At 69.3% G+C, this 23,982-nt stretch carries 15 protein-coding genes and 5 pseudogenes; 9 read left to right on the top strand and 11 right to left on the bottom strand.

From position 1 onward, the window contains the following. The first annotated feature begins 150 nt into the window (after nt 1-150). Nucleotides 151-417: a hypothetical protein gene (locus tag OG622_RS02515; RefSeq protein ID WP_371572844.1), complete on the top strand. Its 267-nt coding sequence runs from the start codon at nt 151-153 to the stop codon at nt 415-417. A gap of 437 nt (nt 418-854) precedes the next feature. Then, nucleotides 855-1,071, top strand: a pseudogene (locus OG622_RS02510) ((2Fe-2S)-binding protein); the annotation flags it as partial. A gap of 506 nt (nt 1,072-1,577) precedes the next feature. On the opposite strand, the gene OG622_RS02505 reads toward OG622_RS02510, so the two are convergent. Further along, nucleotides 1,578-2,210, bottom strand: a complete 633-nt coding sequence (locus OG622_RS02505; RefSeq protein ID WP_371572842.1) for a DUF2461 family protein — start codon at nt 2,208-2,210, stop codon at nt 1,578-1,580. Between the two features lie 27 nt (nt 2,211-2,237). Between OG622_RS02505 and OG622_RS02500 the strand changes: the two genes are divergently transcribed. Together OG622_RS02500 and OG622_RS02495 are read left to right on the top strand one after the other, a co-directional pair. Next, nucleotides 2,238-3,431 (top strand): RHS repeat-associated core domain-containing protein, encoded by a 1,194-nt coding sequence (locus OG622_RS02500; protein ID WP_371572841.1) that lies wholly within the window; start codon nt 2,238-2,240, stop codon nt 3,429-3,431. Between the two features lie 200 nt (nt 3,432-3,631). Continuing rightward, nucleotides 3,632-4,595: pseudogene (locus tag OG622_RS02495) on the top strand (transposase); the annotation flags it as partial. Between the two features lie 18 nt (nt 4,596-4,613). Here the strand turns inward: OG622_RS02495 and OG622_RS02490 are convergent. From OG622_RS02490 to OG622_RS02480, 3 genes are read right to left on the bottom strand one after another with little or no spacing between them, the layout of a single operon-like run. Continuing rightward, nucleotides 4,614-6,851, bottom strand: a complete 2,238-nt coding sequence (locus OG622_RS02490) for a bifunctional serine/threonine-protein kinase/ABC transporter substrate-binding protein (RefSeq protein ID WP_371572839.1) — start codon at nt 6,849-6,851, stop codon at nt 4,614-4,616. A gap of 45 nt (nt 6,852-6,896) precedes the next feature. Continuing rightward, nucleotides 6,897-9,041: a bifunctional serine/threonine-protein kinase/ABC transporter substrate-binding protein gene (locus OG622_RS02485; protein WP_371572837.1), complete on the bottom strand. Its 2,145-nt coding sequence runs from the start codon at nt 9,039-9,041 to the stop codon at nt 6,897-6,899. After that, nucleotides 9,041-9,913, bottom strand: coding sequence for a hypothetical protein (locus tag OG622_RS02480; RefSeq protein WP_371572834.1), 873 nt, complete (start codon nt 9,911-9,913; stop codon nt 9,041-9,043). The genes OG622_RS02485 and OG622_RS02480 overlap by 1 nt, the downstream gene beginning before the upstream one ends. Nucleotides 9,914-10,336: 423 nt before the next feature. On the opposite strand from OG622_RS02480, the pseudogene OG622_RS02475 reads away from it, so the two are divergent. Then, nucleotides 10,337-11,067: pseudogene (locus tag OG622_RS02475) on the top strand (ISKra4 family transposase); the annotation flags it as partial. A gap of 196 nt (nt 11,068-11,263) precedes the next feature. Here OG622_RS02475 and OG622_RS02470 read toward each other — a convergent pair. Next, complete coding sequence (locus OG622_RS02470; RefSeq protein ID WP_371572832.1) at nt 11,264-11,659, bottom strand: hypothetical protein; 396 nt, start codon at nt 11,657-11,659, stop codon at nt 11,264-11,266. A 91-nt stretch (nt 11,660-11,750) separates the two neighbouring features. On the opposite strand from OG622_RS02470, the pseudogene OG622_RS02465 reads away from it, so the two are divergent. Together OG622_RS02465 and OG622_RS02460 are read left to right on the top strand one after the other, a co-directional pair. After that, nucleotides 11,751-12,035, top strand: a pseudogene (locus tag OG622_RS02465) (transposase); the annotation flags it as partial. Between the two features lie 464 nt (nt 12,036-12,499). After that, the gene (locus OG622_RS02460; RefSeq protein WP_371572830.1) at nt 12,500-13,105 is read left to right on the top strand and encodes a dihydrofolate reductase family protein; all 606 of its coding nucleotides are present in this window, start codon (nt 12,500-12,502) and stop codon (nt 13,103-13,105) included. 436 nt (nt 13,106-13,541) lie between these two features. Here the strand turns inward: OG622_RS02460 and OG622_RS02455 are convergent. From OG622_RS02455 to OG622_RS02430, 6 genes and pseudogenes are all read right to left on the bottom strand, one after another. Beyond that, nucleotides 13,542-13,904 (bottom strand): annotated as a pseudogene (locus OG622_RS02455) (TetR/AcrR family transcriptional regulator); the annotation flags it as partial. A gap of 105 nt (nt 13,905-14,009) precedes the next feature. Continuing rightward, nucleotides 14,010-14,825, bottom strand: a complete 816-nt coding sequence (locus tag OG622_RS02450; RefSeq protein WP_371572829.1) for an oxidoreductase — start codon at nt 14,823-14,825, stop codon at nt 14,010-14,012. A 650-nt stretch (nt 14,826-15,475) separates the two neighbouring features. Next, nucleotides 15,476-15,709 carry a hypothetical protein gene (locus OG622_RS02445; protein ID WP_371572827.1) on the bottom strand — a complete coding sequence of 78 codons (234 nt, stop codon included), beginning with the start codon at nt 15,707-15,709 and terminating at the stop codon, nt 15,476-15,478. Between the two features lie 107 nt (nt 15,710-15,816). After that, nucleotides 15,817-17,931, bottom strand: coding sequence for an NACHT domain-containing protein (locus OG622_RS02440; protein WP_371572825.1), 2,115 nt, complete (start codon nt 17,929-17,931; stop codon nt 15,817-15,819). Nucleotides 17,932-18,120: 189 nt separating this feature from the next. Continuing rightward, nucleotides 18,121-19,392 (bottom strand): IS256 family transposase, encoded by a 1,272-nt coding sequence (locus OG622_RS02435; protein ID WP_371583971.1) that lies wholly within the window; start codon nt 19,390-19,392, stop codon nt 18,121-18,123. 305 nt (nt 19,393-19,697) lie between these two features. Continuing rightward, the gene (locus tag OG622_RS02430) at nt 19,698-21,149 is read right to left on the bottom strand and encodes an MFS transporter (RefSeq protein ID WP_371572824.1); all 1,452 of its coding nucleotides are present in this window, start codon (nt 21,147-21,149) and stop codon (nt 19,698-19,700) included. Nucleotides 21,150-21,281: 132 nt separating this feature from the next. On the opposite strand from OG622_RS02430, the gene OG622_RS02425 reads away from it, so the two are divergent. Both OG622_RS02425 and OG622_RS02420 read left to right on the top strand, forming a co-directional pair. Further along, complete coding sequence (locus OG622_RS02425; protein WP_371572822.1) at nt 21,282-22,223, top strand: LysR family transcriptional regulator; 942 nt, start codon at nt 21,282-21,284, stop codon at nt 22,221-22,223. A gap of 757 nt (nt 22,224-22,980) precedes the next feature. Further along, nucleotides 22,981-23,958 carry a replication-relaxation family protein gene (locus tag OG622_RS02420; RefSeq protein WP_371572820.1) on the top strand — a complete coding sequence of 326 codons (978 nt, stop codon included), beginning with the start codon at nt 22,981-22,983 and terminating at the stop codon, nt 23,956-23,958. The last annotated feature ends 24 nt before the right edge of the window (nt 23,959-23,982 follow it).

The raw sequence follows: 23,982 nt of genomic DNA, 5'->3' as shown, positions 1-23,982 counted from the left end.
CGGGCTGCGCGTTACACGCCGGGATCACGGTAGCCCCACCCGTAGGCGACCATGACGGAGCTGCACCGCTCGGCGCCAGGCCGAGCGCGGCGTGGACAAACCGCAGGTGTGACGGGGGCCGTCGCGCGATCCTTCTGAGCGAAACCGGACATGACGCAGACGCGTGCTCTCCTCGACGACGTCGCGCAGAGCAGTGACAGCCGCTACCGTGTTGAACAGGCTTACGACCCGGGGGAAGTCATGAGCAGCGACAGCGACAAGCGGGACGACCACGACCAACACCCCAAGCGTCGTACGGAAACGCTCTGGCGCATCGGCATCGCGGTCGCCCTCATGGCCTGGTTCTTGTTCCTCATGTACATCGCTGAGGACCCCGGCCCGGTGTGCGGCACGGGCCAGGACAAAGGCCCCTGCTAGAGCCTGTCTCCTCGACCACGCGCCGGTTCTGAAACCTACTCAAGCACGGTTGCCGTACCAGGAGCAGCGTGAGCAGCCGCGGCTCGGCGTTCGCGAGCATGCCGGCTGTTTCGGTGTCACCTTCCTGAAGCGACTGGACGTAGTGGAAGGCGGTCATCACCGCGTTCGGGGACATCGGGGCGAGCGGCGCAGCGGCGGGGGTCTGGGACATGGACAGCTCCTCACAAGGGTGATCGCCGTGCTGGTCACGACGTCTTTGATCACCTTCTGCCAGGTCGCCTGTGGATAGAGTCCGTTGCCCGGCAGAGAGGCATCCCCGGTGCGACGCCGCGCCATATTGCCCCTAGACCAGGTTCGCTACATGCGACATACCACGCATTCCGGGTACTGGATCTGCGCCCCGGCCGTTCCCGCGAGTCGAGCCTCCTGATCGGAGTGCGGGCCGGACGTACGGCTTCCTGGGTCTCACAGCCGTCGGACTGGGCGGCATGCTGGGCGGTCACACGGCGTACCGGCAGGCCGGCGGGCGCCAACCACGGCGAAGAGGTCCCGCACGTCGTCTCGGAGGGCCGGCACCGGATCGGGGCCGTGGAGGAGTTCCCGGCCGGCGAGCCGGTGCGGCGCAGCGTGGACGACGTACCGGTCCTGGTTGTGCTGGGGCTGGCGGCGTCGATGGACGAGGACAAGTCCGAGCGCAAGGGGCTGAAGAACGGATCCACGACGACCGTGAACGGCAAGAAGGCCATCCGGCTGACCAAGAAGTCGGCGGGCGGTGAGACGCTCAGCCTGTTCGTGGCCACCGAGGACAAGCCCTACAATCCCTGCGCTCTACCACCAGCGGCGGGAAGAGCCCCAACACCGCCACGTTCAGCGAGTACGGCAAGGCCGTGGACGCTGAGAAGCCCGCTGCCGGTGACACCGTCGACCTCAACGAAGTGGCCTCCTCGGGGCAGAACAACTGACCTGCCGAGGGGAGCGGCCGGCGCCGAAAGTCGGCCCGCCGGGGAGTCTGTCGGCGCCGTAGGCCTGCACGTCGATGACGGGTCATCAGGGAGAGAAGCGTCCGGGGTCCGGTCGGCGCTGAAGGTGCGCATCACCTTCTGAGGGCGGGGCCGGCGGCACGGGTGTGGGGCCTCCCGTGCCGTGCGGCACCTTTGATGTCAGGCGGCGCGCTTCACGTGGCGGACCAGCCACATCAGCAGGGCATCCAGGTCGGCGGCGGACGAGAGGACCCGGTCGACCGCCTCGGGCGTGTGCAGCCATTCCTCGCAACCGAGGGGCCGGGCGGCGATCAGTGAACGGTGGCGCAGCAGGTGCGTGCGGGAATGGTCCGTCGGATAGCCGTGCGGAGGGCGTTTCATCATGTCCCCCGAGATCTCATAGCCCTTCTTCCGCACCTCCTCGACGATGCCGGACAGTTCGCGGCCGCTCCCCTCGCAGGCCACGGCCTTGCGGAACATGTCCACCTGGCCGGGATCGGGGTACCACCAGGCGCCCTGGATCCGCAGGCCGTCCAGGTCGAACCGGAGACCGATCTCGATCTTGCGGGCGAGCCGGATCACCGCGCTCTGGTGCTGCCACCACCAGGAGTCGGTGCGGTAGTGCCAGACGGAGAAGTCCTCGTACCGGGGGTCGGCGTCGGCGACCTCGCTCAGCAGGGCGATCATCGGCTGCCGGACCAGGCGCTCGCGGTCCGCGCGGTGGCGCTCGCGGGTCGCGTGGGTCGGTTCGCCCTGTAGCTGCCACAACACGTCCATGGCCCGCTCCGGCCAGCCGGTGAACTGTCCGCGCATGCGCGGAGGATAGCTCACCCGTGATCCGTGCGCCAACGGCCAGCAAGGCGTAGCCCCAGACGTGGTGGAGGTGTTGCGGCAGGGCTCGCCGGCCGGTTCGGACTCCTCGTCCAGCTCCGGGCCCCCGCCGCCCTGTTCGGCACCCGGCACGGGCTCCTCGACTCCGCCCTCCGGGTCGTCAGCGCAGGGGCGATCCTCGCCACCGGCTTCCTCTTCGGCCACTTCGTAGGCAGGCCGGTCCACCTCGTCTTCGGCGCGCTTCTCCTGCTGACCGCAGCCCTCTGGTCCACCTTCGGCACCCAGAACCGGCAAAACCTCGGCTCGCCCCCTGCACCCTGCACCCCGCACGCGGCGCCGCCCCCGCTGCGCCCACGCCGGGACAAGTCCGGCGGCCCGTATGCGAGTCGTCCCGGTCGGCGGGATGCGCACACTCTCACACCAACCGAAAACCTTGAACACGGCAACGGCGCCACCAAGGCACTGTCGGGCAGCCGCAGGTACACGGCAGGCAGCACGACCTTCGCGGTGCGCACCTCCGCCGCCGGGGGGTCCGGCACGAAGCTGACCTTCCTGGCCGGCAACCACCAGGGCACCTCAAGTCTGGCCATCGCCTCGGACACCCTGGCCTTCGTCAAGCGCTACACCAAGCCGTTCGGTGCCCCGCGTGGCGCGGCGGGCGGCAGCTGGCCCGACGACAAGGGCTTCCTGGGCAGGCCATCCGACCAGACGACGGGCCTCACGCAGCTCGGCGCCCGCCAGTACGACTCGGCGACGGGCCGTTTCCTGAGCGTTGACCCGCTGCTCGAACCGGACAAGCCGCAGACCCTCAACGGCTACGCCTACTCGAGCAACAGCCCCATCACCAATTCCGCCCCGACCGGCATGTCCGACGGCGTTGGTGGCATTCTCGGGGGCATCAGCGCGATCGTCGGTGGCGCCGTGCGCGGCCTCCGCAACATCATCGGGTCCACCGTCGACGCGATCGGCTCGTCCGGCGGCACCGCTCCGACGAACTCGTACCGCAACCCCTCCGGGATGCCGCTCCTCAACTACAAGCCCGGCGCGACGTACAACCTCATCACCGCCTGGGACACGCCCTTCAGTGTGAATGGCAGGCCCCTTAGCGAATACCTGGCCACCCTGCCCAACTGGGGGATCGTCAGCGACCCGAAAAAGGATCTCCTTTTCCGCCGACCGGGAATTCACCGCAACGGGCCTTGATTCCAAGAAGCTCGCCACGGCCAGCTGCCCCGGCGGGAAATCCGACGGCGCCTGGGGCTTCTTCGTCGACGACGCCAACGGAGGCCACATGCGCAAGAGGGCGAAGTCGGGCTCCTGGATCGGCCTCGGACTGGCGCGCGAGTACATGGACTGGGGCTGCGTGCTCCAGTTCGCGGTCGTGGACGGCGGCAAGACTCTCTGTGCGACCTACGACCCAGACGTCCCCTGCGGCCTCGACGTCCGCTTCCCTGTCATGCTTCCGGGGTGGGTTCTACTCCTGCCTGACCGCTCGTTCGGACGCGTTGTTTCGAGCTGGCTGATGCTGTCCTGTGCGGCGATGGGCCGGTGAGGTCGCTGGCCGAGCTGTCGCTGGTGGGGGAACACCGCCGGGGCCATGGCGGGCTCTACGCCGGCCTGGCCCGTGGATGCATTGATGCCGGCCGGCTGCAGCGGGCACTGGCTGAAGTGCCACTGCCGCGAGCTGCCGACGGCCGACTGGTCCTGGCCGTGTATGTCACCTGCTGGCTGCGGCCCGACGCCCACACCTCACCGGAACGGATCCTGTGTCACACCTACGGCCGGGGCAAGGACCAGCACATTCCGGTCCCCGGCTGGCCCTACTCGATCATCTGCGCACTGGAGTCCGGCCGAAGCTCATGGACCGCACCCCTGGACGCGCTTCGGCTGGCGCCGGGCGACGACACCGCAACCGTCACCGCCCGCCAGCTGCGCAATCTGCTTCAGCGACTGATCGCCGCGGGACAGTGGCAGACGGGCGACCCTGACATCCTCATCGTCGCGGACGCCGGATACGACGCACCCCGCCTCGGCTTCCTCCTGAGGGACCTGCCCGTGCAAGTGCTGGCCCGGATGCGATCAGACCGCGTCCTGCGCAGGGCTGCCCCAGCCCGGCTGCCGCACACCCAGGGCCGACCACCCCGGCACGGAGACGAGTTCGTCTTCGGGCAACCCGACACCTGGGGCACCCCGGACACCGAAACCGTCACCGACACACGCCTCTACGGCACCGCCAGAGCCCGCTCCTGGAACCGGCTCCACCCCAGACTGACCCACCGCTCGTCCTGGGCCGCGGCCGACGGCACGCTCCCCATCGTCGAGGGGACAGTGATCAGCCTGGCCATCGACCACCTGCCCAGCGGTGCGCACGCGGAACGAAGCCTGTCAGCTCACCTGGTCGTACCGGCCGAGGAAGCGGAACTTCCCGTCCTTGACCTGGTACAGGAAGCTCGTGTTCTCGGGTGTGAGGCCGTGGGTGATGTCCTGGGTGAAGCGGATGGGCTTGGCCACACCGTCGTAGGTGAGTTTGAAGAGGCGCTCCGCGACCTGCCCGGGGGTGATGCCGGCGCCGCCGCCGTGGGCGTCCAGGGAAGCGACGATCAGCCCCACGGCGTCGTAGGCCTCGGCGGCCCAGCGGGCGGGAGGCGCGCCGTAGCGGTCGCGGTACGCGGCGGTGAAGGCTTTGGCGGCCTTGCTGTCCGACGACTGCGGTTCGCTGTAGGGCGCCCCGAACACCCAGCCCTCGGCCGCCTCGCCCGCGGCTTCCAGAAAAGCCGGGCGCATGACGGATTCGAAGGTCACCCGGGGACCGGTGAAACCCGCGGTGGCCAGCGCGCGGGCACAGGCCGCGGCCCGGGTCGGCGAGGTGCCCGCGTAGACGATGGCCTCGGGGTGCGCGGCCAGCGCGGCGGCGACGGCCGGGCCGAAGTCGTCCGTACCGGACGCCACCGGGTGGACGGTGGAGGTGCCTTCACTGGGCGGTGTCTCGCGCAGGTCGCGGGCGGTCTCGGCCATCCCGGCCGCGGCCTGGTCCTGGACGACGGCGGTGCGCTCGACCTTGCGGACCCAGGTCAGGTAGGCGAGCACCGGTGTGGTCCGGTACCTGCTCGGGGCCGTGGTCACGCAGAGGGTGCGTTCCGTGGCTGAGGACAGCCCCAAAGCGTCGTAGTCGGCCGAGACGGGCAGGACCGGTGTGGACGCCTCCCCGTACAGGGGGACCGCCACGCGGGCGGCGGCGACGGTGGTGGGGCCGATCACCGCGCACAGGGAAGGCTCGGCGAGCAGACGGCGGGCCCCGTCCGTCGCCCGCCCGGCCTCGCCCCGGTCGTCGTACGAGGTGAGGGCGAGCCGGAAGCGGGTGTCCTTGCGGGCATTGTGAGCGGCCACGGCGAGCCGGGCGCCGCGCTCCTGCGCCAGTCCGACCTTCTTCTGATCACCCGTCAGGGCGCCCTGGAAGCCGATGACATGGGCGGGCAGATTCTGCGCCGCGCCGCCCTGCTTGGTTTCCTGGTGGTTCGTCAGCAGGATCGCGGTGCCGGTGCCGGCCGCGGCGAGGACCGCGACGGCCGAGCCACCGATGGCGAGGATCCGGCGGCGGGAGGGCGCGCGCCCCGCGTCGACGACGGTGGGTTCCTGTGGGGCCGCGGGTCCGGTCTGTCGGGGCGGCGGGTCCAGCGCGCGGGCGGAGCGGTCGGCCACCAGTCGTAGTACCGCGGAGGGCAGCCAGTCGGCCGGACGGTCGGGGGCGGTGGTGAACTGCCGGGCGGGGGCGGTCTGGTGATCGGGGCCGGTCGCCGTCCCTGGCTCCTGGTCGGCAGCCCGTAGGGAGCGGGCGAGTTCGGCCGCCGTGGGCCGCCCGGCGGGGTCCTTGGCCAGGCAGCCGGTGATCGCTGTACGCAGCGGGGGCGGCAGCCCGTCGAGGCCGGGCACGTCGGGTTCCTCGTGCACGGTGCGGTACAGCACGGCGGCCGGGTCACCGAAGCCGAAGGGCCGCTGCCCGGTGGCCGCGTACGCCAGCACACAGCCCAGGGCGAACAGGTCGCTCGCCGGGGCCGCTTCGCCGCCGGTCCGGGCCTGCTCGGGGGCGAGGTAGCCGGGGGTGCCGACGATCGCGCCGGGTTCGGTCAGCGCCGTGAGGCCCGGGGACTGGGCGATGCCGAAGTCGATCAGCCGGGGGCCGTCGAGCGCGAGCAGGATGTTGCCCGGCTTGACGTCCCGGTGCACCAGACCGGCTTCGTGCACCTCGGTCAGCGCCTCCGCCAGCCGGGCGCCGAGCGCGGTGACGGCATACGGCGTCAGCGGGCCGTGGCCGTCCACCGTCTCGGCCAGGGAGGGCCCTGGCACGAACGCGGTGGCCAGCCACGGCTCGCGGGCCTCGGCGTCGGCGGCGGTGACCGGCACCAGCCAGCGGCAGGTGAACTCCCTGGCCAGCCAGGCCTCGCGCCGGAACCGCTCCCGGAAAGCCCGGTCGGTGGCGTACTCGGCGCGGATGACCTTCAGGGCGACCAGGGTCCCGTCGGCGGTACGGGCCAGGTAGACCACGCCCATGCCGCCCGCGCCGAGCCGGGCGAGTAGCCGGTGCCCGCCCAGCTCGCCGGGGTCCTGTGCGTACAGCGCCCGCATCAGTCCAGATCCTCCGGTCCCACGGCCCCTCCGGCCCCTACCACGTCAGGATCCGGTGACGTCCAGGACGCCCACATAGGCGAACCGGCCGTCCTGGACGCGGAACTGGTGGAGCAGCCGTTTCTTCGTCCGCTTCTGGTCGTCGAAGGCGTAGGTCGCGGCCACCCCGGTGAACCGGGCCGCGGCGAGGGCCCGGGTGAGCCGGTCGTGGGTGGGACGCCTGCCGCCTTTCGGCGCGAGGGCGGTGAGCCGGTCGGCGAGCAGGCGCGTCACGTCGTACGCCTCAGCTGCCCACGGGCCCGGCGCGCTGTCGTACCGCTTGCGGTAGACGGCGGCGAAGTCGCTCACGGCTGGGGCGTCGGGTCCGATGTACGACGTATGTACCTGCCAGCCCTCGGCCGCCGGGCCGGCCAGGGAGGTGAAGGCCTCGGTGGCCGAGGCGGTGTCGAGGTAGCGGGGCCCGGTGAAGTTCCGCTCCGCGAGGGTGCGGGCGACCGCGGCAGCACGTTCGGGTGTGCCGATGTAGTAGAAACCGTCGACGCCGCGGCCGAGCATGTCGTCGGTGACGGGTCCCAGAGCGCTTGTGCCCGCGAGGGCGGGCACCACGCGCAGATACAGTTCCAGCAGGCCGCTTGCGGCGCTGCCGGCCACGATCACCGACTCCATACCGGCCACCCTGCCCGCCCTGTCTCCCAGCAGACCCAGCTTGCCGACACCCGCCGCGCCGAGTGCGGTGACGGTGGCGAAGGCACCGTACGCGGACAGCGTCGCGGCCCGGAAGTACGAGCGCGGGGCGGTGCCGGCGATGGCCGATTGCGCGGCACTGGTTGACAGCTCCGACACCGTCAGCAGTGGCATCCCGGCGCCGTCGTAGACCTCCAGCGCGGCCTGCGTCGAGGCGTAGCCGGTGGGGCCGAGCACGGCGAGGACATCGGCGGCGCCGGTCAGCCGCCGCGCCGCCTGGACCGCGCGGGCCGGCTCCCCTCGGTCGTCCTCGGTCCGCAGGGCGAGGGTGAACGGCCTGGCCCTGCGGGCGTTGAACCGCTCCACCGCCAGCCGTGCCCCCCGCTCCTGTGCCCGCCCGGTCCCCCCCAGCGAGCCCGTCAGATCCGCGTGGAGACCGATGACCCAGGGGCTGTTCGCGGTCTGTGCCTCCGGGGTGTCCTCGTCATCGCGGAGCGCCGCCCACAGCGCTGCGCCTCCGCCCGCCAGGAGCAGCGCCGCACCGCCGCCCAGGGCGAGGACCCTGCGGCGGCTGTGGCTCCGCGACTCCTGCGGCACCTCGGTAGGCTCGATGCCCGGCAGGGCGAGCATCTCCGCCGACCGTTCCGCGATCATCCGTACCACCGGGTCGGGCAGCCAGTCGACGGTGCCGGCCGGGGCGTCCTCCACCAGTTCCGCGTCCACCTCGGCGCCCGTTGGCCGCCGCTCCGGCTCCTTCGCCAGACAGCGGCCGAGCAGCGCCCGCAACCCGGCGTCCGCCACGCCGTCCAGCTCGGGCGCGTCGTTGACGGTGCGGTACAGCAGCGCGTCCGCCGCGCCGGTGCCGAACGGCAGTCGGCCGGTGGCCGCGTACGCCAGCACGCACCCCAGCGAGAAGACGTCGCTCGCCGTCCCCACCTGCTGCGCGCGTGCCTGCTCGGGAGAGAGGAAGCCGGGGGTGCCGACCACCATGTTTGCCGAGGTCAGCTCGATCTCGTCGGTCGCCGTCGGACGCGCGATGCCGAAGTCGATCAGCCGGGGGCCGTCGAGAGCGAGCAGGACGTTGCCCGGCTTGACGTCCCGGTGGACCAGGCGCGCCTCGTGCACGGCGGTCAGGGCGCGCGCCAGCATCTTGCCCAGCACCCGTACCGCACGGTCCGGCAGCGGTCCGCAGGCCGCGACCGCCTCGGCCAGCGAGGGTCCGGGCACGAACGCGGTGGCCAGCCACGGCGCCGCGGCCTCCGTTTCGGCGCCGAGCACCCGTACCACCCACGGGCTGTCGACCTGCCCGGCGGATGACGCCTCGCGGCGGAAACGGGCCCGGAATTCGGCCCGGCCGGCGTACTCGGGCTGGATCACCTTCACCGCGGTCAGGTCTCCGGTCTCGGTGCGGGCCAGGTAGACCACGCCCATGCCGCCGGCGCCCAGGCGCCCCAGCAGCCGGTTCCCGCCCAGGCGGGAGGGGTCGGTGGCGAGCAGGCGCTCCATCACTCGCCGCCCTTTTTGTCCTCGACGGTGGGGCTGCTGGAAGGGGTGGCCGGGGCCGGTGAGGCCGAACCGGCCCCGGTGGGGCTCCCGATCGCTTCCTGCACCCGCAGCAACATCCCGACCGTCACATCCAGCTCGCTCGAGGTGCCCTCCTCCTGCCCTCCGCACACGGACGTGGCGACCACGACCGAGCCGAACACCCACTGCGTCCACGAGTAGGGGTACGGCCCGCCCCGGGTGTCGCTGACGCACGTGCCCGTCTCCGACAGCGAGTCGTCGGTGGACGTGTTGGCGTTCTCGCCCCACGCGACGGCCACGGAGGAGAGATCGGTCAGCCGCTCGCCCGCCCGCAGGGTCTGCTCCGGGCAGCCGACGGCCTCCTCCAGCATCCCGGCCTGCTCCCAGGCGGCGTCCAGTGCCGTCCGGTGCACCGTGACCGTGGCCGACAGTCGCACCGGTACCTCGGCACCGCTCGCGGGCACCTCGAAGTGCCGGGTGAGCGTGGCCAGTACGTCCTTCGGCAGCCCCTCCCGCTGCCAAGCGCAGTCCTCGCCCAGCACGGCCCAGGTGCTCGGGTCGCTCTCGTACGGCATCGCCGGCACCGCCCCCGACCCGACCAGCTCCGGATCGGCGATCATCTTCCGGACGAACGCCCGCGCCTCGGCCACGGTCTGCGGCTGCTTCGCCGGGTCCGCCTGTTCGGTCGGCGAGGCCGCGGGTAAGGCACCGGCACCGGTGACCGTGCCTGTGGACGACCCGGTCTCCGCGTCACCGTCGCTCCGGTCGGCGGCCGGGCTCGACTCCCGCGTAGTCTCCCCGCCCGGATCGCTGCCGCCGTCCGTACAGCCGGCCAGCAGCGTCGCGCACGTCATCACGACTCCGCAAACCAACCGGGCTCTCGCATACGTCACGATCCCCTCCCGTTCGGCGCGTGCTCGTTTTCCAGTTCCAACGCCCCGCGTGACGGTCGCGCACACCGTGTCAACGGCCGTTCTTCATGCCTGTACCGATGCTGCGCCGGTACCGGACGGTTCCCCCAACACCTTCTTGTCTCAAGGTAGTTCAGAGTGCTCATGGCGTACGGGATATGCCTCGTGAACTGTCGGCAACCGGTGACGTCGGTGCCTCGCCGACGGCCTGCAGGAGCTCAGCCGAGAGCAGCAGGTCCAGCCGCGACACGTGGCACAACGCGTACCAGGCCGGGCAGGACCGGGGCCAACTCGCGGTGACCAAGGGGCTCTTCTCCGTAGATTCGAGGGTGCCAACCACATCGCGTCCACCGGAAGAAGAGCCCCGTGGAACAGTACGACGCCCTGCACGAACCTGATCCGTTCTCCTGCTCCCGCAGTGCCCCGAACGCCTTGTCTCGGCGCTGGCCGACGCCCCGGCGGCGGCCCTGGCCCACGATGAGCTGGAGGTTCTGCTCGAACAGCGGGACCGTGAGCTGCTGCGTCAGCTGATGCAGGACCACCTCGATCTGCGTGCCCGGTCGGAGGAGGATGCGGTGCGGGCGGGCGAGGCCGGGCTGGTGAAGGGCCCGGACGGCCGACCGCGGACTTGGCGGGAGCCGGGCAATTGCCGCTGGCTGGCCAGCCTGTTCGGGGTGGTGCGGGTGTCGCGTGTCGCACACCGGGGGCCGGGATCGTCCAATGAGTATCCGGCGGATGCGGCGCTGTCCCTGCCCGCGGGCCGGCACTCGCTCGGGGTGCGCCGGTTGGCGGTGCTGGAGGCGGTGCGCGGTTCGTTCGACCACGCCGGCGCCGCGATCGAGCGCCGCTGCGGGAAAGTGGTGGGCAAGCGGCGGCTGGCCACGCTCGTGGTCGAGGCGGCCATGGACGTCGCCGCGTTCTACGCGGCGAAGATCCCCGTGCCGTGTACCCGGGACATGCCGCTGGTGATCCAGGCCGACGGCAAGGGGGTGGTGATGCGTCCTGACGCGTTACGCGAGGCCACTCGCAAAGCGGCGGCGAAGAACGCGGCGGCCGGGCGGCGGGGCCGGCTCGCCCCGGGAGAGAAACCCAACCGCCTGGCCCCAGAGCCGCAGTGCGTTGCGTCATGGGGGGTATTCGGTGATGGGGTGAGGGTGTGGGCAGCGGGTCTGGGCGAGTTGCATGAGCGGTTCCTGCACCGGTTCGCCCGGTCGAAGCCGCGTGAGTCGGCGCTCGCGTATTTCCTTCCCGAGCACCACCGGCACACCGCCGGTGGTGCTCGGCGTGGAGGGCTTAACCCTCCGTAGGGGATGTGGAGTGCCTATTGCGCATGAGGGCGTTCACCTGGTCGGTCACCGAGCCGATGCCGAGCATCAGTTCCAGGGCGGTGCGGGCCATCGGTTCCATCGAGACGGTCTCGACCGCCGAGGACAGCATGACGTGCTGCATTTCCCCCTTGAACACCTCGATGAGGGAGAGTTCCGGTGCCAGACAGCGTACCGATCCCTCGATGTTGGCGAATGCTTTGCCGAGGACGGCGACGGTGGGGCTGGTCCGGATGCCCCGCTTGGTGGAACACGTCAGGACGCGGGTGAGGGTCAGGCCGAAGTTGAGGTCTTGGAGGGGGCGTCGGCGATCTATGGCACCAGAACCGCCATGTCGGAGGCGAAGGCACCGAGCTTCGCCCATAACGCTACGTCGCTCGCGAGATCTATGGTCAGATCCAGCGGACGCCAGCCGGCGCTTCGGCTGCTGCTGCTTGACGCAACACAGGGGCATCCTGAACGTGCACAAAGACCGCTGGCTATGGGAGTTCATCGACTCCCACGACTGGGTCACCTGCCATTTCCTGCCGGCCTACGCACCTCACCTCAACCTTGTCGAGGGCATCTGGTCCCTGCTGCGGCGCAGCAGCCAGGCCAACACGGCTTTCACCGACCCCGACCACTTGATGCACACCTTCAGGAAGGGCCTCCGCCAGATCCAATACCGCAGCAACGTCATTGACGGCTGCCTCATCGGGACAGGCCTCACCCTGACGACAACACGACAACAAGGTCAGTAACCAGGAGGCCGTGGTGGACTTCCAGACTTGTCCGCTGGCTCCGATCGCGAACAGATGGCCCCCGCTGTCGCTGGCGAAGACCAGCGCGATCGGTTCGCCGTCGATCGGAGTGGGGCCGTACTCACGGAAGTGCTCCGCCGCCGTCGCAGGTGAGTGGATGAAGTACCCGCGACGTCGGGCAGCGAAGCCTCACCGATCACCCAGTAGAGCGGGGTGGGCCGTTCGTGGCTGGGGCTGAGCTGGGGCTTTAACAGAACTCAAACCGCCGTTCTCAATCGCGTGGAGATCATTACCAGACTGCGTGCATAGTGCAATCATGTAGGCCTCCGGCTCCGCAGCGGTGCCGCTCCGCCGACCTGATCGGCTGCAGCGTCATGGGTTTTCTCGTTACTCCACAGCGCGGCCGATGAGTTTGTGGCTCCCGGCCGGTCCAAGCTCGTGACACCCCAGGAAAGGACACCACCATGTCGGAGCTTCTCGTCGACTTCATCACCTCCCTCGACGGCCACGCATCGGGAGAGGGATGGCCCGGGTTCTGGGGCCTCGAGGGCCCGGAGTACCTCGCATGGCTCGGCGAGCAGCCCGAGGCCACCTACCTGATGGGAGCGAACACCTACCGCCTGATGTCGGGCTTCGCCGCAGGCGAGGTCCCCCATGGCCAAGACGAGTTCAGGCCCGAAGAAGAGGCGTCCGTCGACGAGCTCACGCAAGCGTCCAAGGTGGTGTTCTCCTCCTCACTCGAGGAGCCACTGACGTGGGCCAACTCCGCTCTTGTCCGCGACGAGGCCGTCGAGGCGGTCCGCGCCATGAAGTCGAGTGGCTCGGGGCTCCTCAGCACGATCGGCAGCCTCAGCCTGTGCCGGTCCCTGCTACGAGCCGGACTCGTCGACCGCTTCCGGGTCGTGATGTTCCCGGTGATCACCGGAGCCACGGGCGAAGAACGCATCTACGACGGCTATCCGGACGTTGCCCTCGAGATGATCGAGCACCGCACCTTCGACGGCCGCATCCAGCTGGTCGAGTACAAGCCCCGCGTGCTCGAGCACCCGCCGCTCGGCGTTCCCGCGTGACGTCGCGCCGTCCGCCGGTCTGGACAGCCGCCAGGCCGGCGCCGGCGGCTTTGGGGCGCCGAGGACAGCGGGCTGTCCGACGAATGAGGGAGGGCGGGCTGGGCGGCGTGGACGCAGCCGGGGATCGGGGGCGCGCTCAGCCGGTTGCGCGTCGGCGGGGCCTCCGCTTGGCGGTGGCCTGAGCTGTTTCAGACATGGGGATATTCACTTCGGGACTTCGTGGCGAAAGACGATGAGAGAAGTTCAGAGAGACAAAGCTGGAGATGAAGATCGAGACAGCGAGGCGTCGGGACATCGAGACAGGGGCAGGGGCAGGGACGGCTCGTCATCGTCGACGGCCGAAAGCGTGTACGAGGTGGTTACTGGTTGCGACTACTGACCGGCGCCGAGCGCCGGGTGCCGAACTAATCGGTATCGATCTGACCGACCGGATCCGTCAAGCTCGTCGCATGTCCTCCACGGTCACGGCCGATCCGGGCAGTACGGAGTGGGCGGGTGCCCGCAGGCAGTCCAGGAGCATCTGCAGATGACGGTGCACGCAGCGGTCGATGCCCTCGCACTCGGTGCCTGGCAGCGGCCGGGTGAGCTGGCTGACGGCGACCATCAGATCGCCGGACTCCACATCGGGGCGCAACTGCCCGGCCTCTCGGGCGCGCTGCATCATTTGCCCGACCAGTTCCATCAGCCGCTCGTGTGCGACGAACAGATCGGGGTGGTCCGGGTCAAAGTTCTTCGCGAGCATCGGACACAGGGCGCCGATCCGCTCGTCAGCCGCCATGTGCACGAAGCCGCTCAGCGCCCGACCATGCCGTCCCTGGCGGCGTCCACGGGCTACTCGACTCCACCCAACTCGGGGCAGTCCAAAGCCTCCACCGATATCGGAGCGGTGCACTGTCTGCAGATCTCAGCCGGCGAGCTTGTTGATCTTGCGGATCTGTCCGTCGAAGACCCCGGCGGGAAGGATGCGGTGCGCCGCGCTGACGAGCCGGGCTTGCCGGCCTGCGGTGTACCGCACCTTCGGCTTGGAGTCGGTGGCGGCCGCGACGATCGCCTTCGCGACGATGGCGGGGTCGTCGCCTTCCTCGTTGACCGCCAACGCCAGCTTGTCGGCGATGCGCCGCTGCTCCGCGTAGATCTGCATGGGCATGTCGGGTGCGACGGTGTTCGCCTCGAACGAGGATTTGGTACCGCCCGGCTGGACGATGAGGGCCCGGACCCCGTGTTCGCGGATCTCGTGGTCCAGGGACTCGGTGTACCCCTCGAGGGCGTGCTTGGACGCTGAGTAGTTGGCCATGTAGGGCGCGGGGAGGAACCCGAGGACGGACGAGACGTTGATGATGCGCCCGCTTCCCTGGGCGCGCATGTGCGGGAGAACGGCCTTGGTCATGCGCATCACACCGAAGACGTTGATGTTGAAGAGGCGCTGGGACTGGGCGAGGGAGTTCTCCTCGTCGGCGCCCGAGGAGCCGATGCCGGCGTTGTTGACCAGGACGTCGATCCGCCCGAACCTCTCGATCACCTGCTCGACCGCGGCGGCGACCGAATCGTCGCTGCCCACGTCGAGGGCGAGGAACGTCACGCCATCGTGACGGTCGGCTCCCGACGTTTTCCGGCTTGTTCCCACCGTCTCGAAACCCGCTGCGGCGAGCGCGAGGGCGGCCGCCTTTCCGATACCGGTGGACGCACCTGTCACGAGTGCCACCGGCTGAGTTGTCGCCATCACGAGCTCCCTTGGGTTTGGAGTACGTCCGTATGGTCGTACGATCGTATGTCTTACGTTCATACGACCATACGGTGGTCGTCGGTCGATGGCAAGTGGTCGCGTCCGGCGATCCGGTAAGGGTCTGGGAAGCGTGGGGTGCTGTACGGGAAAGGCCACGAACGGACGACGAGCCGGAACCGCCGACTGACGTCTGCGCATAGTCTCCGCGCCGGCAAACCGTGAGCTCCGTTCCTGCGCCCCTACCGCCAGGAAACAAGGGGCGGCCTGCCGCGGGTATCGCATGTTCGAAGCTGGTGGTGGTGGGCAGGGCCCAGACGGCGGAGCCCAGGCATGGCCAGATGGCACCGTGATGTCTTTCGGTGCTGATGCTGCCCATCTCGCCACCGGCACCAGGCGCGGGAAACCGCGCGGGAATGCTTCCTGGGGACCGAACTCGAAGGGGCTGCCCACGGCGTCACGCACCGCTGAGCCGACGACCGCACCAGCGGTCCGCTGAATCCGCTTCATTCACGCAGGTCATCTGTGCCGCGCCGACGGCAGCGCGGCCTATTTCCTTCTTCGGCTCCCCGAACCATCGGCGGCGAACGCGTCTCGTCTGCAGGGGGTGCGCCGTCTGAGACATCTTGGGTCTGAGACACCCGTACAGGTCACATAACGCCGTCCAGCGCGGTCGCGTCCGGCAACTGCCTGCTCCCGGTCTCGATCTCCGGGAACGAAGCGACCAGGTCGGTGTCCCTCCGTGAGCGCATCATGATGTGCTCGGCCTCCACCGAGACCAAGGCTCGCCACCCGTCCCATTTCGGCTCGCCCGCCCACCCCGGCAGCAGCACCGGGTCGGGCACAGAGGTGGCGAGCATCGGTTCCGGCAGCGTCCACGTCACAGCCCCATGCCTTCCACCCAGACCGCCCTTCCGCAATCCGAGTGGCGCGTGCGTACCCGACCACAGGCCCGACCCTGGGGACCCGCGCCACTACCGGATTTGACGAACTACCGGTAGGCGTCGCGATGGGCCAGATGCTCCTGCAGCGTGAGGTGGCGGAACTGGTAGACGGCGCCGACGCGGCGCAAGATTCCACGGCGCTCGTGAGCGTCGGCCAGGAAGTGCATCAGCCGCCATGGGATACGTCCTTGGGCCGCCAAAAGAAGGCGAGCGGTGGTGTAGCGCCACCACAGTGCTCCGCCCGTGGCCACGAAGGCGCCGAACGCGAAGCCCGCGAGAGCTCCCAGGCCCGGGTGCGTGCGGAATCCGATGACGAAGCCGGCTGCGAGACCGAAGACCAGCCACAGCCCCAGGAAGACGCGGCGGTCCAAGGCCAGTAGGTCGACAGGGCTGACCGGATCGGCGGCATGGGGGATGTGGGAGCTCAGCCCACCTGCAAGCCCTCCGACCAAGCCGGTGCCGATGGCGGTGGTCACACCGTTTTCCAGTCCGAATGGCAGACCGACCGCGATACCGGCCACGGAGCCGGCGCCGGCTCCGATGGCGACGAAGGGGTTGGGCAGCCAGCCGATGCCGGAGCTGGGTCCCGTCTGTTCGTACACAGGCGTGAAGAAAAGTCCCACCACGGTAGCGATGCAGATGAGGGCGCCCGTTGCCAAACCACTGCCGACTCCCAGCATTGGCCTTCCCAGACTCAAGCCCGCGAGTAGACCTGTGGTCGCACCGGTGAGCAGGCTGCTCATGCCGAACGCGATCATCAGGAGGTAAGCGGGGAAAGACGCCGACAACTGCCACCAAGCCAGATGCGTGGTGCCGCCCAGGGAGTACTGCATGTGACGCGCCAGGAAGATCAGGTACCGCTCGGCCTGCTGTGGGGTCCAGCGGGAGGATCGGGAGGGGTGGGGGCGGTAGGCAGCCGGGACGAACGCACGGTACAAGTGACGCTCCACGGCAGCCCTCGTCGAGCCGATGCCGGCGTTCAGAAGGTCATGGGGGTGCGCAACCTCGCCGGTTGATTCCCCGGGACGCGGGTTATAGATGGCACGGGCCATGAAGAGCCCGAGCGGTGTGCTCAGCGCCTGCCCAACAGGCGAGTACGGGTCATGCAGTGCATCTGCGACACGAGCCCAGCGATCGGCGCCCTCCGTTTGCTGCCCCCCGGCATCGCTGCGCAGATACGTGATTGCCGTTTCCGCGTCTACAGGGTGAAGCCGGATCCCAGCGGCTCCGTCCAGCCGCACGATGATGGCGCCTCCGGTGGGGGCGAGGGCCTGACGGTACTCGGCGCTGCGGCTGGTCAGAACGAGTGGGGCCTTGGCATTGAACACCTCATTGATCGAGTTCAACACATGGCTTCGCAGCGCATCGGGCACTTCGTCCAGGCCGTCGAACAGCGGTAGAACGAGGCGGCGTTCCACCAGTGCGCGGGCCATCGTATGGTCCCGTCTGCCGGGTGCGATGCCAGCGCCGGGAGCGAGGGCACCGAGCGCTGGATAGTCCTGGATCAGCTGACTGGTCATCCAGGTGTGCAGATCTTGCCTCTGGGGATCGAAGGACGCCAAGGCGAACAGAACAGGTACGGCACCGCCGGGTTCGCGGTGTGGAGGGTCGAGCAGAGCCAGGAGCAGCCGGACCAACAGCATGGTCTTGCCGGAGCCCGGCTCGCCCAGGACAACCAGGCGTCGTGTGGGGACACGGTGGAAGAAGACCTCGTGGATGTCATTGCCGGAGCCGCTGAGCCCCTCCGGTCCGGCGGCCCATCGATCGGTTCCGTTCGAGGGGCCGCCGGCAACGTGTCTCGCAGCCTCGCACAACACGTTCCAATCCACCATTACTTCAGGGTCGGCCGCGGACCAGGCAACCGGCAGCGGGTACGGGTAGTTCAGCCGCCACACCTCTGCCTCCGCCTCCCACTGGTGCCGTATCGCTTCCGCCAGGGCGTCAGCCGTGACTTCCAGTGACTCACCGGCACCCGTTGCGCCCTGCTGGAGCCGGAAGGCGGTGACAACGAGCGGTGGCAGGCCGAACAGCGCGGCGACCACACCGATCACCTTGCCCATGTCGTCGACGCGATCCACACCCCACGCGTACAGGACCGCCGCCACGGCAAGCAGTGCTGCGACGGCGTAGAACCGCGTCCACCACCATCTCCTCCCACTCATGCTCAAGTCCTCCGCTCTGCATCCGTCGGTTCAGCCGATCTTGCCCTTCCCGGCGGCCGGAAGGGACAAGGATCAGTCAACAAGGGACCCAGCCCTCACCAGGCGCCCGACTACGGCTTGGTCGGGTCTATCAGGAATTAGGTGTGATTCGTCTGTTTGGCCTACGAGTTGGTGGGTGGGCTGTTCGGCCTACACTCGTCCGGCGGTAAGGCGGCCGTCGAAGAGGACGTCGAACTCGTTGAGGGCGGACTTCCAGCGGTTGTTCCAGCGCTGGCGGCCGCGGCCGGTGGGGTCGAGGGCGAGGGTGGCGAGGTAGAGGCGTTTGAGGGCGGCCTGCTCGTTGGGGAAGTGCCCGCAGGCCTGGGCCGCGCGCCGGTAGCGGGCGTTGAGGGACTCGATGGCGTTGGTGGTGTAGACGACCTGGCGGATGGCGTCGGGCAGGCCGAGGAAGGGTACGAACTCGCTCCAGGCCCGCTGCCAGGTGCCGGCGATCGAGGGGTAGCGCTTGCCCCACGTGGCGTCGAAGTCCGCGAGCCGTTGCCGGGCCTCTTCCTCGTTGACGGCGGTGTAGACGGGCTTGAGGTCGCGGGCGACCTCGGCCCAGTCGCGGCGCGATGCGTAGCGCAGGCTGGCGCGGATGAGGTGGACCACGCAGGTCTGCACGACGGTCTGGGGCCAGACGGTGTTCACCGCGTCGGGCAGGGCGCTCAGCCCGTCGCAGACCAGCATGAGCACGTCGCGGACGCCTCTGTTCTTGATCTCGGTCAGGATGGTCTGCCAGTACTTGGCGCCCTCGCCGCCGTTGCCGGCCCACAGTCCGAGGATCTCGCGGTAGCCGTCCGCGGTGACCGCGACGGCCACGTAGACCGGCCGGTTGGCGACGTGACCGTCCCTGATCTTGACGTGCACGGCGTCGATGAAGACGACAGGGTAGACCGGATCGAGCGGGCGGGTGCGCCATTCCGCCATCGATTCCAGGGCCTTGTCGGTGATCGTGGAGATGGTCTCCTTCGTGGTCGTCATCCCGTACGTCTGGGCGAGGTGGGAGACGATCTCGCCGGAGGTCAGGCCCTTCGCGGTCAGTGAGAGCACCAGGTCGTCCAGCGCGCCGGTGCGGCGGGCGTGCACGGGCAGCAGCCGGGGCCGGAAGGTGCCCAGCCTGTCTCTGGGGACCTGCACCGTCACGGCGCCGACCTCCGTCATGACCTTCTTGGCCCGGTAGCCGTTGCGCATGTTGCCGCCCGAGCGGGACCCGCGCCCGCCGACCCGGCCGGCCTCGGCGGCGAGGTGCTCGTCCATCTCGGCCTCCAGGGCGGCCTGCATCAGATGCTGGGCCAGTTCGGGCAGCAGCCCGCCCTCGCCCATCAGCCGCAGCCCTTCGCCGCCATGGACCTTCTCGGCCGCGAGCGCGGCCAGCTCCTCCAGCAATTCGCTGGACAGACCGTTCTCAGACACCGGCATCGACTTCACGTCGGCACCCTGGACACTGCCGTCGGCCACGGCAAGCGACACGCGGTCTACGGCCTCAATCAGGTGACCTGTCGTCGCATTCATCAGATGACTCCTTCGGGAAGGATCACACCTAATTCATGACACTCCCGCTTGGTCCGCGATTGAGGTCGGGGTGTGCCGGCGGGTCGGCTGGTGGTTGATCAGGCCGCCTGTCGGGCGACTTGATGTCACGCACGTAGCCGAGGAAGGTGTCTTGCAGGTCGGAGAATTCTCAGACTGTGGTGGGCATGGGGGCGCTCCTTGCCGGTGATGGATCAGTGCGAGGCGGGGAGTTCGTCAGCGGTACGGTCTGCGGGTTCGCCAGCTGCGACCACGGTGGCCGTCGGCCCGGTGCGCAGTCCGAAGGCGCTGATCAGCGTGGCGAGCAGGGCCGCGGCGAGGGGGACCCACAGGGCCGCCTGGTAGCCGTCGAGCAGCGCGCCGGGTGACGTCGATGCGGTGGCCGAGACATTGACGGCGGTGACCGTGGAGAGGCCGAGCGCGGCGCCGAACTGGAAGGAGGTGTAGAGCAGTGCGCCGGCCAAGCCCTGCTCCTCTTCCTTGACGCCCTCGGTGGCGACGATGGTGAGCGGGCCGTAGGCGAGGGAGAAGGCGATACCGAGGGTGATCAGGCTGGGAAACATCGCCAGGTACGTCCAGTCGGCGCCGACCGGCAGGAACAGGGCGTACGACAGCGAGGCCAGAAGCAGCCCGCCGAAGATCACCCGGGCGTTGCCGAAGCGGTTCACCAGCTTTGGGGTGAGGAGCGGGGAGAGGATCGCGTCGACGCCGATGACGATCATCGCGAAGCTGGTCTGAAGGGTCGACCAGTCGCGCAGCTCCTGGAGGTAGAGGACGACCAGGAACTGGAAGCCGAAGAAGCCCGCTGCGAAGAGCAGTCCGACGAGGTTGGCGCGGACCAGGGCGCCACTGCGGAAGATGCCGAGGCGGACCAGCGGGGATCCTGAGCGGCGTTCTGTGGCGATGAACGCGGCAAGGAAGGCGAGGCCCGCGCCGAGTGTGCCGAGGGTCCAGGCGAGGCTGGTGTGGGTGGCGCGCTCCACGCCGAGGACGAGCAGTACGACGGCGGCGGTGATGGTGATGCCGCCGACCAGGTCGACACTCTGTCCGGTGCGGTCGGGACGCGACGGCTTGGGCACGAAGGCGAGCGCCGCGAGCAGGATCAGCGCGGAGAGCACGACCGGGGCGAAGAACACCCAGCGCCAGCCGATCGAGGTGAGCAGCCCGCCGACGACCAGGCCGATCGAGAAGCCGCCGGCCGCGGTGCCGGAGTAGAAGAGCAGGGCCTTGTTGCGCTGTGGGCCCTCTTCGAAGCTGGTGGTGATGATGGACAGGCCGGCCGGGGTCATGAAGGCGGCGGCGACTCCCGTGACGAACCGGGCGACGATCAGCATCCAGCCTTCCGTGGCGAATCCGCCCAGGCCGGAGAAGAGCAGGAAGACCGAGAGCCAGAAGACGAACATCCGGCGGCGCCCGAAGAGGTCGGCGGCGCGTCCGCCGACCAGCATGAAGCCGCCGTATCCGAGAACGTACGCACTCATGACCCACTGCAGGGAGCCGGTGGACAAACCGAGGTCGGCACGGATGGATGGCAGGGCCACATTGAGCATGGCCACATCGATGCCCTCCAGGAAGATCGCGCCGCACAGGACGAGCAGGACGCCCCAGTCGCGTGCGCTCGCAGCCGCTGCTTTCTGTGGACTCATGTCAGTTCCTTGATGGTGTAGGGATGCTGTCGGCTCGATCACCATCAGTCAGGACGCCTTGGGGGAACAACGGTGAAGATCGCAACGTTCGTTCAGCCAGGCTTACCGATCCGATTGACCTGGGGAACGCCGATGGAACGCGATGAACTGGAGTGCTTTCTCCTCCTCGCCGAGGAGCTGCACTTCGGCCGCACGGCCGACCGGATGCGGCTGTCCCGGGCCCGGGTGAGCCAGCTCGTGCAGCGACTTGAACGCCGCGTCGGCGCCCCGCTGTTCATTCGTACCAGCCGCCGCGTCGCCCTCACCTCGCTCGGCCGGCAGCTGCGCGCCGATCTCGAACCGCACCACCGCGCGATCGAAGCCGCCCTGGAGCGGGCCGCCACCACCGCGCGCGGCATCGACACCGTGCTGCATGTCGGCTTCTCGAACCCGCTGACCGGCGAGATCGTCATGAAGACGACGGAGGCACTGCGCGTCAGCCACCCCAGGCTCGCCGTGGAGATATGTGAGGTCCCACTCGCCGATCCGTACGGGCCGCTACGCGAGGGCGAGTTCGACATCCAGATCACAGAGCTCCCGGTGCGTGAGGAGGATCTGGGCGAGGGCCCGACACTCCTCGCAGAGGAGCGCATCCTCGCGATCACCTCGGCGCATCCACTCGCCACTCGGGACTCGGTGTCCCTTGAGGATCTGGCCGACGTACCGCTGCTCACAATCGTCGGCAACGTACCCGACTACTGGCTCGCCCACCACGTCCCCGCCCACACACCGAGCGGTCGGCCGATCGCCCGCGGCCCCGGCATTACCAATATGCAGGAGGCGTTGATGCTGGTCGCCGGCGGCAAGGGCGCACTGCTCGCACCCGCGCACACGGCGACGTACTACACCCGCCCCGGTGTTGCCTACGTCCCCTTCGCGGACGCGGGGCCGACCGGCTACGGCCTGGTGTGGCGGGCCGGACACGCCACCGGCGCGGTGGAGGCCTTCGCCAGAACCGCCCGCGAGGTGGCGAGGGATGTGGCGCAGGGCGATCCCCGGATTGCAGTGCCGGGGGCCGCGCCTGCGGCTCTCTAGGGCGACCGCAGAAGGAACAACACCACCGTTGCGGCCGCCATGTCCTCCGCAACGGCACTACTGGCAGAACAGCATCCCATCAGCAACGACATCACTCCTCGCGCTGGCAGGATAACCGGCGGCAGGGACATACTGGCCAACCCAGCCAGCAACATCGGTCACGAACCAGACCTAGATCACCTTCCTCGGACCCTGGTGAGAACCTGGGGAATGACGCTTGATCGTCGACACGTGCCCACGTCAACGGGTGCCGTCGTGCCAGTGCAGCCAGAACGGCTGCGAGGCGATCCCCACTACCTGTGGATGGATCGCGGTCCATCAAGATCAGGTCCAACTTCTCTGACAATCGGTCCAGGTTCAGCTCAGAGGACACCGTCCTGCCGTCCGTGACGATCACGGCTCGGTATCGGCACCTGGTGGAGTGTCACACGGTCGGCTTTTTCGACACCTCTAGCAAGTGACGGCGGGATTCTGTCCGGAGTCCCGCGCCATCTGCGTGAGGAGTCTTCTCATGACGTACACCGGCAGTGCCCGGCAGCCCGAACAGGAGCCGCGCCCCACCTGGACAAGGGGTGCTGAGCGTCCGTCGGGCGACCCGGGAAGCAGTGCCGCGTCCAGTGCCGCGAACGATTCCAACGTCGTTCCCATCACCGCAGTTCACACCGTCCGCCAGGGGGCCTCCCGGCAAGCCGACACCTCTCTCCCTTCCCCTGAGACGTCGGCGAAGGGGAAAAAGTCCACTCCCACGGCCGGGAGGGTGCGGGCCGATGCGCTGCGGCTGCTGGCCACGGCCCGGCAGATGGCTCAGGTGATCACGGCGGAGGACCGGGACGGCCGGTCGTATGTGCGCAGGGCGATGAAGGAACTGGCGGAGCTGGGGCTGGCAGAGACGAACGGCAAGGTGGGCAAGCATCAGATCTGGAACCTGACCCCGGCAGGGCAGAAGGCTCTGGCCGACGGCAACGAGCTGCCGCCCCGCCCGAAGGCCGGCACCGGCGCGAAGGCCGTTCCTGCCGGGTTCGGACCGCACGGCGTCGCGGTGACGGACACGATCCTCGCCTACACCGACACGGTCCTCGACGGCGGCCGTGAGTATCTGACCGACTGGCAGGTGGAGGTGAACCACGCCATCAAGGAGACCGGCCTGAGTTTCAACACCGACGCCGTGCTTGTCGTGCCGACCAAGGCCAGCGAGGTGCGCCTCTTCGAGCTCGACAACGGCACCATGTCCCAGGCCCGCCTCGCACGTGAGGTCTGGGACTACGAGCGCTACGCCGGGCACCGCGTCTGGGAGGGAGCCCGCGGCACCAACGGCCGCACGTTCCCCTTCTGGAAGCGCCACCGCTACACCCGATCCCAGGCCTTCCCGCGGCTGCACGTCGTCCTGGCAGGCAAGCCGGAGCACCTGCTCGACAACCGCCGCCAGGCGCTCACCGCCGAGGTCCAGGGCATCGCCATCGCGGTCTGGGTGAAAACCCTGCCCCGGCTGAAGCGCGGCGAGCCCTGGTACGAGATCGGCGTCGACGACCCGGACCGGCGCCGCGACCGCTACCCGGAGCCCATGGGCCGCTGGGGGGGCGGAGCAGGCCCGTCCGCACCCCCGGCGACTTGTGGACCGTCGGCTGTCCGGTGCGGCAGCAGACCACCTGACCCAGGCCTGTCCGAGACGCGGCTGGACCCGTTGGGCCGCCCGGTGGAACGGCTCCCGAAGTCGCCGCCCCGCCCGACGGGATGACGAGGGCCACGGCGCGCACTGCGC

The sequence above is a fragment of the Streptomyces sp. NBC_01314 genome (assembly GCF_041435215.1).
Classification (GTDB): Bacteria; Actinomycetota; Actinomycetes; order Streptomycetales; family Streptomycetaceae; genus Streptomyces.
The sequence above is the reverse complement of the archived record's forward strand: the minus strand, read 5'-3'. Positions and strand labels throughout refer to the sequence as shown.

Excerpts from the sequence above, each read along its gene's own strand:
- OG622_RS02485 (WP_371572837.1), bottom strand. The coding sequence starts at position 9,041 with ATGGAGCGCCTGCTCGCCACCGACCCCTCCCGCCTGGGCGGGAACCGG.
- OG622_RS02425 (WP_371572822.1), top strand. The coding sequence starts at position 21,282 with ATGGAACGCGATGAACTGGAGTGCTTTCTCCTCCTCGCCGAGGAGCTG.
- OG622_RS02460 (WP_371572830.1), top strand. The coding sequence starts at position 12,500 with ATGTCGGAGCTTCTCGTCGACTTCATCACCTCCCTCGACGGCCACGCA.
- OG622_RS02430 (WP_371572824.1), bottom strand. The coding sequence starts at position 21,149 with ATGAGTCCACAGAAAGCAGCGGCTGCGAGCGCACGCGACTGGGGCGTC.
- OG622_RS02450 (WP_371572829.1), bottom strand. The coding sequence starts at position 14,825 with ATGGCGACAACTCAGCCGGTGGCACTCGTGACAGGTGCGTCCACCGGT.
- OG622_RS02440 (WP_371572825.1), bottom strand. The coding sequence starts at position 17,931 with ATGAGTGGGAGGAGATGGTGGTGGACGCGGTTCTACGCCGTCGCAGCA.
- OG622_RS02505 (WP_371572842.1), bottom strand. The coding sequence starts at position 2,210 with ATGCGCGGACAGTTCACCGGCTGGCCGGAGCGGGCCATGGACGTGTTG.
- OG622_RS02435 (WP_371583971.1), bottom strand. The coding sequence starts at position 19,392 with ATGCCGGTGTCTGAGAACGGTCTGTCCAGCGAATTGCTGGAGGAGCTG.
- OG622_RS02490 (WP_371572839.1), bottom strand. The coding sequence starts at position 6,851 with ATGCGGGCGCTGTACGCACAGGACCCCGGCGAGCTGGGCGGGCACCGG.
- OG622_RS02480 (WP_371572834.1), bottom strand. The coding sequence starts at position 9,913 with ATGACGTGCGCGACGCTGCTGGCCGGCTGTACGGACGGCGGCAGCGAT.
- OG622_RS02515 (WP_371572844.1), top strand. The coding sequence starts at position 151 with ATGACGCAGACGCGTGCTCTCCTCGACGACGTCGCGCAGAGCAGTGAC.
- OG622_RS02470 (WP_371572832.1), bottom strand. The coding sequence starts at position 11,659 with ATGGGCGAAGCTCGGTGCCTTCGCCTCCGACATGGCGGTTCTGGTGCC.